The sequence below is a fragment of the Exiguobacterium sp. SH31 genome (assembly GCF_001816105.1).
GTDB classification, from domain to species: Bacteria; Bacillota; Bacilli; order Exiguobacteriales; family Exiguobacteriaceae; genus Exiguobacterium; species Exiguobacterium aurantiacum_A.
Genome location: NZ_LYTG01000073.1, coordinates 1 through 8,874, shown reverse-complemented (window position 1 = coordinate 8,874; position 8,874 = coordinate 1). Strand labels below are relative to the sequence as shown.

General features: G+C 45.0%; 9 protein-coding genes. 5 read left to right on the top strand and 4 right to left on the bottom strand.

Annotated features, from left to right (window positions below; all coding sequences use genetic code 11):
• Positions 1–42 precede the first annotated feature (42 nt).
• Positions 43–1,290 carry an MFS transporter gene (locus tag A6395_RS10660; protein WP_353647114.1) on the top strand — a complete coding sequence of 416 codons (1,248 nt, stop codon included), beginning with the start codon at positions 43–45 and terminating at the stop codon, positions 1,288–1,290.
• 63 nt (positions 1,291–1,353) lie between these two features.
• On the opposite strand, the gene A6395_RS10655 is transcribed toward A6395_RS10660, so the two are convergent.
• The 3 genes from A6395_RS10655 to A6395_RS10645 all read right to left on the bottom strand — a co-directional run bounded on the left by A6395_RS10655 (position 1,354) and on the right by A6395_RS10645 (position 4,023).
• Positions 1,354–2,061 carry an ABC transporter permease gene (locus tag A6395_RS10655; protein WP_071399006.1) on the bottom strand — a complete coding sequence of 236 codons (708 nt, stop codon included), beginning with the start codon at positions 2,059–2,061 and terminating at the stop codon, positions 1,354–1,356.
• Positions 2,058–2,906, bottom strand: coding sequence for an ABC transporter ATP-binding protein (locus tag A6395_RS10650; RefSeq protein ID WP_071399005.1), 849 nt, complete (start codon positions 2,904–2,906; stop codon positions 2,058–2,060). Before A6395_RS10650 ends, A6395_RS10655 begins: the two co-directional genes overlap by 4 nt.
• Positions 2,907–3,036: 130 nt before the next feature.
• On the bottom strand, positions 3,037–4,023 hold the full coding sequence (locus A6395_RS10645) for a LytTR family transcriptional regulator DNA-binding domain-containing protein (protein WP_071399004.1): 987 nt from the start codon (positions 4,021–4,023) through the stop codon (positions 3,037–3,039).
• Between the two features lie 92 nt (positions 4,024–4,115).
• Here A6395_RS10645 and A6395_RS10640 point away from each other — a divergent pair, with 92 nt between their 5' ends.
• Complete coding sequence (locus A6395_RS10640; protein WP_252100534.1) at positions 4,116–5,819, top strand: DUF2075 domain-containing protein; 1,704 nt, start codon at positions 4,116–4,118, stop codon at positions 5,817–5,819.
• Positions 5,820–5,823: 4 nt separating this feature from the next.
• On the opposite strand, the gene A6395_RS10635 is transcribed toward A6395_RS10640, so the two are convergent.
• Positions 5,824–6,162, bottom strand: coding sequence for a hypothetical protein (locus tag A6395_RS10635; RefSeq protein WP_071399002.1), 339 nt, complete (start codon positions 6,160–6,162; stop codon positions 5,824–5,826).
• A gap of 145 nt (positions 6,163–6,307) precedes the next feature.
• On the opposite strand from A6395_RS10635, the gene A6395_RS10630 reads away from it, so the two are divergent.
• The 3 genes from A6395_RS10630 (at position 6,308) to A6395_RS10610 (ending at position 8,733) form a co-directional block, all read left to right on the top strand.
• Positions 6,308–6,877 carry a YdeI/OmpD-associated family protein gene (locus A6395_RS10630; RefSeq protein ID WP_071399001.1) on the top strand — a complete coding sequence of 190 codons (570 nt, stop codon included), beginning with the start codon at positions 6,308–6,310 and terminating at the stop codon, positions 6,875–6,877.
• Positions 6,878–7,474: 597 nt separating this feature from the next.
• On the top strand, positions 7,475–7,795 hold the full coding sequence (locus A6395_RS10620) for a nucleotide pyrophosphohydrolase (protein ID WP_071398999.1): 321 nt from the start codon (positions 7,475–7,477) through the stop codon (positions 7,793–7,795).
• A gap of 467 nt (positions 7,796–8,262) precedes the next feature.
• A complete protein-coding gene (locus A6395_RS10610; RefSeq protein ID WP_071398997.1) occupies positions 8,263–8,733 on the top strand; it encodes a hypothetical protein in 471 nt (156 codons plus the stop codon).
• Positions 8,734–8,874 lie beyond the last annotated feature (141 nt).

Here is an 8,874-nt window from a genome sequence, read left to right as displayed (position 1 = left end):
CTTTTTTTGACCGCTTATATCGACATTTCTAGATATACCTATATGAAAATAGAGGTGACACCAATGGATCGAACTTTGAATCAAGAAGGACTAAATACGAAACAAAAAGTATTGGCGTTCACGCTGACGTTATTGACGTTTGTCATGGGGACGAGTGAATTTGTAATTGTTGGTTTGTTGACGGAAGTATCTTTGGATTTAAATATTAGCTTAGCGACAGCAGGAACTCTTGTATCCGGTTTTGCGATTGCCTATGCAATCGGGACACCGGTGTTGACGGCGTTTGTTAGTCGTTTCCCAAAATATCCGTTAATGTTGACGTTGATTTCTATTTTTATCATTGGAAACATCATCAGTGCGTTATCCGCTACGTATGAACTATTAATCTTGTCTCGCATCCTTACGGCAGTAGTAAGTGGTGTTCTCGTTGCCTTATCGATGAGCATAGCCGGTGACATTATGCCGAAAAATAAGAAAGGATCAATCATCGCCTTAATTTTTGCGGGCTTTACAATTTCAAATGTGATCGGTGTCCCAATTGGCACATTGATTGGTCAACTTGGAAACTGGCAACTTACATTTTGGTTCACGACGTTGTTGGGTATAATCAGTTTGATTATGGCAATTTTGATTCTTCCGAAAAAAATGAAAGTAGAGAAAGGGTCCTTGAAAGATCAACTCGTGTTGTTGACGAATCCACGAATGTTATTGGCTTTCTTTATACCGACATTCTCGATTGCAGGGACATATACCATTTACACGTACATCACACCGATTTTAGAACAAGGTCTAGATATTCCGACAAGTTACGTGAGTATGATTTTACTAGCATATGGAGCGTTCTCGATTTTGAGTAATATTTTGGCAGGAAAGATTGCGAGTCGTAACGGAATCAGTAAGTTACGTTATGTATTTATTGTTCAAGCAATCATCTTGGGTTCACTTTACTTTACGATGAATTCAACTGTGGCTGGACTGATGAGTCTCATGTTGATGGCAATCATGATTTATGCCATGAATGCGACCGTTCAATTGTATTTAATGAACTTAGCGACAATTTATGCACCAGCAGCGAAAGATTTTGCTTCTTCGCTTACACCAGTAGCCGTTAATGTCGGAATCGCATTAGGTGCGACGATTGGCGGTTACGTAGTAGCAAGTGGTAATCTAATTCATCTTTCTTGGGTGGGCGGATTATGTGCATTGATTGCCTCTGGGTTAGCATTTGCTAGTTATCGACTTGACCGGAAAGATGCGCTGATAAGCACGAAAACGTCAAACGCATCATGATTTAAATGTTCTCAATGGAAAAAACAACCGCGAAGAAGTGACGTCACTTCTTCGCGGTTGTTTTTAGTCTGTCTGTTTCCGGTTATACATGACAATACTTCCGACAAATACGACGAGCGCCCAGGCGGCTAGTAGCGCAAGTTCTACCCAAATCGCGCCAAGTCCAGCTCCAGACTCAATCTGAAACGCAAGATCGATTAAGACGACGTTCGGTAAGTAGTCGAGAAGGCCGATGATCGCGAACCGGTCTTCGTACACCGACAACATCGGTGAAAACGAGAAGAAGAAAAACGCTGGCATGACGATGAGCGAGGCCTCCATGACTGTCTTTGTCATCAAGCCGAGTATCGTGCCAATCCCGATATAGAATAAGGTCGATACAATTAATGCGAGCGAGATGATGAACAGGTTCGCCGGCTTATACCCCATGATCCATGCACTGATGGCGACGAGGATGAGTGTCGTGATGAACGTCAACGCGCTCTTCCCGAGCAAGATGTCGAACGTGCTCGCCGGTGACAACATCAACCCGCGGAGCGTGTTTTTCTCTTTCTCTTCGGCAATCAACGCACACTGGACGAACGTCGCGACGAGGCTGAACGTGATGTTGATGACGAAGTACGTCACGTCGATGCCTTCTCCGCCGAGCTGTGAATAGAAGACGGCGAAGAACAGCGGCATGATCAACGTCGAGGACACGAATAAGTTCCGCGACAAGTCTTTATAGTCTTTCTGGAAAATGGCGAGTGCCCGTTTCATTGAAAATGTCATGATAATTTCCTCCCCGTCACTTCGATAAAGATATCCCCGAGCGTCGGCTCGTTCGAATGGATGGCCGCGATGTTTTGGTCGCGCATCTGTTCATGGAGCCAATCAGCCCCGTCTTTTCCTTGTTTCAAGTCAACCGTTTCCCCGTCATGCAGTTCGACGCGCATCGAGCCGTTCGCATATTTCCGGCGCAATTGTTTCGGGGCGTCGAGCAATTGGATTTCTCCTTGATGTAAGAAGGCGACGCGGTCGCACAGTTCTTCTGCCTCGTTCATGTCGTGCGTCGTCAAGAAGATGGTCGTCCCTTTTGCCTTCAACCGTTCGATTCCTTTATAAATATGACGCGAGTTGACCGGATCGAGCGCGGACGTCGGCTCGTCTAAAAATAACAGCTCCGGTTCATGTAGTAGCGCCCGAGCGAGAGTCACCCGTTGCAGCATCCCGCGCGATAAGTCGGAGATGCGTTTTTTGCGTTCTCCAGCCAAGTTCACCATCTGGAGCACTTCATCGATTCGTGTTCGTGGCTCGTCGTATAGGTCGCAATAGAGTTGCAGATTCTCTTCAATCGAGAGACGTGTGTAGAGGCCACTGTTATCGGTCAATACGCCGATCCGCTTCCGATACTGTTCTTGTTTTAACTCGGAGACCGGGACACCGAACACGGTCGCGTCACCTGACGTCTGGATGAGTTGTGACGTTAAGATTTTAATGGTCGTCGTCTTCCCGGATCCACTCGGTCCGAGAAAGCCAAACACTTCTCCTTTTTTAACGGAAAACGTCACGTCCTGTAGCGCCTCTTCATTACCGAATAACTTTTTTAGTTGGCTTACTGTGATGATGTCCTGCATAGTTGTTCCTCCTCGTCAGCATGTTTGTTGCTGCTTTCATCGTATGCTGATTTAGAGGGACATGCATTAAAATGGCCGTGAACAGCGCTTCTTGAGGAGTGAGTGGAGCGAATCGGTCGGTGAATGGAGCTTATTTCAGTCCGATCATCATCTTCAATTCGGCCATTTTCGTTTTCGAGAGCGGAATGGTCGTCTTTTCTGGATCATCGAGCACGAGACTGAAACTGTTCTTCGTATACGTGATGACTTCCCGCACCCGTTGAAGGTTGACGATATACGATCGGTGACAGCGGAAGAAGCCGTACGCGGTCAGACGCGTCTCGAGCTCGTTCATCGTGAAGACGCTCGGGAACTGTTCCGATTGACTGTGTAATACGGATTGGCCGTCCTGGCTTTCGATGTAGTCGATTTCTGGCGGATCGAGCAAGACGATTTTTTCGTTCACTTTCGTCGGAATCTTCTCGAAGCGGACGTGCATCACGTCAGGTGTGACATCTTCGTTCGTATCGGGTTCATCCGGTTCGACATCGAGTAGGCGCAAGTGCCGGTGGTCGATGCGATAGACGGTCGATGTGACGAACAGGGCACTCTCCATATTGCTCGTCAGAAGCAGGATCGTTTTTTGTTGTTGCTTCAATTTCATCAAGACGGTCGCAAATAAGTGCCGAGTCTCTTGGTCGACGTTTTGATCCGGTTCTTCGAGGACATAGATGTCGCGATTATGTAGGAGAAGCGCTGCGTATTGAACGCGCCGGACGAGCGACAGACTGAGTCGATTCAATCGCTTGTTCCGGTACGGGTTGAGTTGAACGGTTTGAAGGACTACATCCAGCGATTCCGTCGATTCGTAGAGCGTGTGCGTGAAACGCAAGTATTCCTCAACCGTCAGCCGGTCGTATAATCCATCCCGGATAGAGAAGAGCGAAAGTGTACGATGCTCTGTATCGATGGTCCCGGAGTAGTTCGCGTGCGTATCGGTCAATAGCGCGAACAATATTTCCCGGGAAGTGACGCCACAATGGATGGCCGCGATCTCACCCGAATTGATGGTGAACGAGATATTTTCAAGGATGAGCGTGTCTTGTTGGCGAACAGAGACGTTGTCGAAAGTAAGCACCAAATCCCTCCCTTTTTAGTTGGAGTATACCATTGATTCAGGAAAGACTTGAGTAATGAAATGGAATAAGGCTATGCTAAACTGGAGATAATTTGAAATTAGATAAGGGTGTGTCAGTGAAGATGATTGAGGTCATTCCGTTAGATTTTGATGAAAAGGGTCTAAAAGATTTTGTTGAAAAGAATTTAGATGAGATTGAGCGGTCTGCTGATTATTTGAACTATCCGGTGATTTATATTTTGAACGGACAAAAAGAAGCGTACATCGGGGAAACGGTGCATTTCCAAAAACGGATGAAGCAACATTTGAAGCTGAAGCAGGCAGAACGCAAGAATGTGGACCAAATCAATCTCGTGAAGCACGAGACGTTCAATCGATCGGCGACGTTCCATCTCGAGACGAAGCTGATCAACTACTTTTTAGGGGACGAGAAGTACACGTTACAAAACAAAAGCAAAACGGCGAGCGACTTCACGCACAACTACCACAATAAATCGTTCTATGACGATCAACTGTTTCCTGAGTTATGGAGCGCGTTACATGAGAAGGGACTCGTTCGGAATGAACTTCATGCCATCGAAAACAAGGACATTTTTAAGCTGTCACCGTTCAAAGAGCTGTCGCTCGAACAAATGGATTTGAAGGAGCGCGTGCTCGAGTTTTGCGAGACGCGAATCGATAAGGCAAAACCGGAAGACATGTATGGGGATTTGTATGTCATTGAAGGCGAGGCGGGCGTCGGCAAAAGCGTCGTCCTCAGTTCAATCTTCAATACGATCCAAGCCCGGACGAATGAGGCAGGCTCGAAGCTGCATCAGACGGAGAACTATTTGGTCGTCAATCATGAGGAGATGCTGAAGACGTATAAAGGGATTGCCAAACAGGTCAAACATTTGAAGGCGGGCCATTTTGCGAAACCGACACCGCTCCTCAACAAGTTACAAGATAAGAAGGTCGATATCATCTTGGTCGATGAGGCACATCTCCTATTGACAAAGTCAGATGCATATAACAACTTTCGTGCGGATAACCATCTCGAAGAGTTGATGAAGGTGGCGAAAGTCGTCATCGTCATTTTTGACCAACATCAAGTATTAAAGTTGAAAAGCAAGTGGAATCAAGGTTTACTTGAATCATTCAAACAGAAAGCAAAGCATGCGGAGACGTATCAGCTGACGAATCAGTTCCGGATGCAAGCGAGTGAAGAAGTCATCGATTGGATTAACGCCTTCAAAGACAAGCGCATTCAGGCATTCCCGGAGTCAAACGATTATGAGTTACGCGTGTTTGACACGTTAGAACAGATGCATCAGTTGATCATGCAAAGAGATAAGGAGCACGGACTCAGCCGGGTCGTGTCGACGTTTGATTATCTTCATAAAAAGGACGGCGAAACGTATTATGTCTATGAGTCGAATGGGGAATATAAATTGCCTTGGAACACGACGGGCGGAAAAACGACGTGGGCCGAGAAGTCAGAGACGATTGCTGAGGCTGGGTCGATTTATACGATTCAGGGCTTTGATTTGAACTATGTCGGGATCGTCTTAGGTCCGTCGGTAACATACGATGAGACGAAGGATTGCCTGGTGATCGACACGAATCTTTATAAAGATACGGGGGCATACGCCGGGATTGATGGAGTCGAGAACGTCGAATTGGCGAAAGAACAAATCGTGTTGAACTCAATCAATATCTTGATGAAACGAGGCGTTCAAGGACTCTATTTATATGCGAGTAATCAAGCATTGAGAGACAAATTGTTACATATTCAAAAGAAGCGTATTCAAAGATGAATCATCATTTTTTCCACCAAGCCTTCAATCGCGAAGGCTTTTTCTTGTTTTCCAATAACGGAGTTAATTGCTTTGCCATCGCATCCGCGATTTGTTTACCGGTTCGGGAGGCAGATTGATTGTCCCAAACCGTTTGAATCGAGAATCCAACGAACTGTTCAAGTAACTCGCTATTTAACGTTAAGCTGTTCCCGCCACTTTGCACGAGTACACCACCAGGTAAAAACGTCTTAGCTTCTGTCCGATCGTGATGTGTTCTAAATGCAGATACGTATACAAGAATTTTGTTTTCAAAAGTTGTCTCAATAAATCGTTCTTCTTCAGTATTATAGTAACGAATCATTGTTTTCACCTCCGTATGTAAATATTCCCGATTCTAACTCATGACAGTCCTAGGATGAAGAGGAATGCATAAGAGCTGCTTTTTGTTTACCTCCTGTCTTCGTACATAAGATAATAAAGAAAAAGGTTGGAAAAGGGGAAAATGCATGGAGATTGAGCAGGTCCTGCGATTTCAACATCGAAATGACTTTCGAAAATGGCTTGAATCACATCAAGACGAACAATCGTTTTGCTGGGTCATCCTCAGTCGGAAGGGTAGCAGCGATGGACTATTGTATTTAGACGCCGTGGAAGAAGCGTTATGTTTCGGATGGATTGATGGGATTGCTAAAAAAACAGAGGAAGATAAATTAGCGCAACGGTTTTCACCAAGAAGGAAGAAAAGTAATTGGACCGAACTGAATAAAGAACGTGTCCGCAGGCTCCAACGATTGGGGTTGATGACAGAGAGCGGGATGCGTGTTCTGCCTGATATGCGGAACGAGTCGTTTGTCATTGATGAAGAAATAATCGAACGTTTGCAAGAGGACATGCAAGTGTATGAACACTTCATGGGATTCCCTGAGTTGTATCGCCGCATCCGCATCGATACGATACAAAGTGTTCGCCAAGACCGCGATTTATATATGAAACGACTTGATAAGTTTATCGAGAAGACAAGAGCCAACGAGATGTATGGGCAGTGGAATGATGGGGGGCGCTTACTCGGTGATTAAGCTACTTGGATTGATTTTGTCGCTTGTTCTCATCTAGTGGGCAATTCAATATGGTGTTCGTGACAAAGGATTGGGGCTTCATCGATACGTTCCATTATTTACTGTTTTACTAGCATGTTTGCTATACGTGTTTCTATATGGAGTTGACCTAAGGGAGAGGTTGAGAAAAACACCGTAACGATGAATGAAAGCCGAATCTAGATATGCTCTTCGCATTTTATACAGCTACGTTGACAATGTGAAACTTCTCAGGTGTTTATTCGTAAAAGAAGATAGAGAAGGAGGGGGAGTATGGTACCACGTTGCACGAATTGTTACTACGAGTGGAAAATCAAAGAAGTGCTGTCACTTGGATTTTCAAAAGACGGAAAAGCCTGTCCGAACTGTGGCCAACGACAATACATTTCTAATGAGACACAAAAGTTGTTTACGTTGGGGTATATTAGCCTCTTATTTGTTCCGTTTCTTTTTTTCCGAATCAAGTTAAGTGATCAAAATGACCCTTTTCCATAAGGATTGAATCAACTGACCCATAATAATCAGGTATGAAGATTTATTTTTGAGCTTTCTTACAATACAAAACAAGGACGTGGATAAATGAACGAAGTACAACGATTGATGGATAAAGTGATTGAATTCCGTGACGAGCGCGATTGGGCGTCCCACCATAACCCGAAAGACTTGGCGTTATCGTTGTCGCTTGAGGCGAGCGAACTGTTGGAGTTGTTCCAATGGGTATCGAGCGAAGAAGCGCTCGAGACGAAACAAGTCGAGATGAAAGAAGAGCTTGCAGATGTCCTCATTTACGCGCTGACGTTTGCCCATGCGGCAGGAATTGATGTGTCGCAGGCGATTGAAGAGAAGCTTAAGAAAAATGCAATCAAATACCCGAGTGTGACAAAGGTGAAAACGCCATGAGAACGAAACATCGACGCCTTTTTCTCATGTATCTCAGTGTAGGTCTATTGAATATCGGCCTTTTGCTTATGATGCCGCTTTTTCAAATCGAGAGTTCAACATGGATGATTGTCATGTTTCCGTTATTGACTATCATTTGGTTTGTGAATGCGTTTGTGCAGTGGAAACAAATGAAAAAAATTTCGGATGAACATAGTAAAGTTGTATGAGCCAAATTAAAAGGAAATCAAGAGAGTGAATGCACGAGCCAAAATGTGGTACGGGCTCGCCATCCTTCACGGGATGATTGGCTTATTCGTACCGATTGTAGGACTTCCTTTGTCCCGTATGATTGTCCCGCTGCTACTGTGTGGGTTTCAGATTCTGTTAGCGAGACAAGAACAGGAAGTGTCCTTAGACAAATGAATGTAAATCAGATGAAGACTAGAAAGGAAGACTAGAAAGGAAGACTAGAAAGGAAGACGAATATGACCCAACGCGAACGGTTTGACCACTTATACGAGGCGGGGAAACGTTCCACTCGCCAAGCACTTCTTCTTGGATTATTCATCATCTTACTCGGCGTCATCTTTTGGTTCACAGGAGAGCGTCGACTCGCTGAACTGGTATGGTTCGTCTTGTTCATTCCAGCAATCGGGTTCGTCAAAATATGGTCACGAACGAAGACGTTGCTCACGTTCAACGACGATTCTGATTATCGGCGGCTCGTCTGGTATGAATATTGGAGCGGGATGGCCGTGATTGTGATCTTTTGTGTGTTGATTGTGACGTTGCTGTTACGTCCGGAACAAGCGAATATTTTGATTCTCGTGGTGGCATTCAACTTGTTTGCGTGGATGGCTTCTTCTAAAATTGATCAAAAGCTTGCCACCATCGACCCGGAACACGTCACACATAAAGTCTACGAACAAGGAAAAGTCGGTTTCTTTCCGAAATGAAATCAACAAAAAAGGGAGTAGCGCGTGCTACTCCTTTTTGATTACGCGATCGACCAAGTGTTTCGCTTCAAGAAGCGACAGGTCATATGTCTCACGCAAGAATTTAACGGTTGGAATCACGCCAATCGTATCAATTTTTTC

Bases quoted from the DNA above. Each gene is read 5' to 3' on its own strand.
- A6395_RS10660 (WP_353647114.1), top strand. From the start codon at position 43: ATGAAAATAGAGGTGACACCAATGGATCGAACTTTGAATCAAGAAGGA.
- A6395_RS10655 (WP_071399006.1), bottom strand. From the start codon at position 2,061: ATGACATTTTCAATGAAACGGGCACTCGCCATTTTCCAGAAAGACTAT.
- A6395_RS10650 (WP_071399005.1), bottom strand. From the start codon at position 2,906: ATGCAGGACATCATCACAGTAAGCCAACTAAAAAAGTTATTCGGTAAT.
- A6395_RS10635 (WP_071399002.1), bottom strand. From the start codon at position 6,162: ATGATTCGTTACTATAATACTGAAGAAGAACGATTTATTGAGACAACT.
- A6395_RS10630 (WP_071399001.1), top strand. From the start codon at position 6,308: ATGGAGATTGAGCAGGTCCTGCGATTTCAACATCGAAATGACTTTCGA.
- A6395_RS10620 (WP_071398999.1), top strand. From the start codon at position 7,475: ATGAACGAAGTACAACGATTGATGGATAAAGTGATTGAATTCCGTGAC.
- A6395_RS10610 (WP_071398997.1), top strand. From the start codon at position 8,263: ATGACCCAACGCGAACGGTTTGACCACTTATACGAGGCGGGGAAACGT.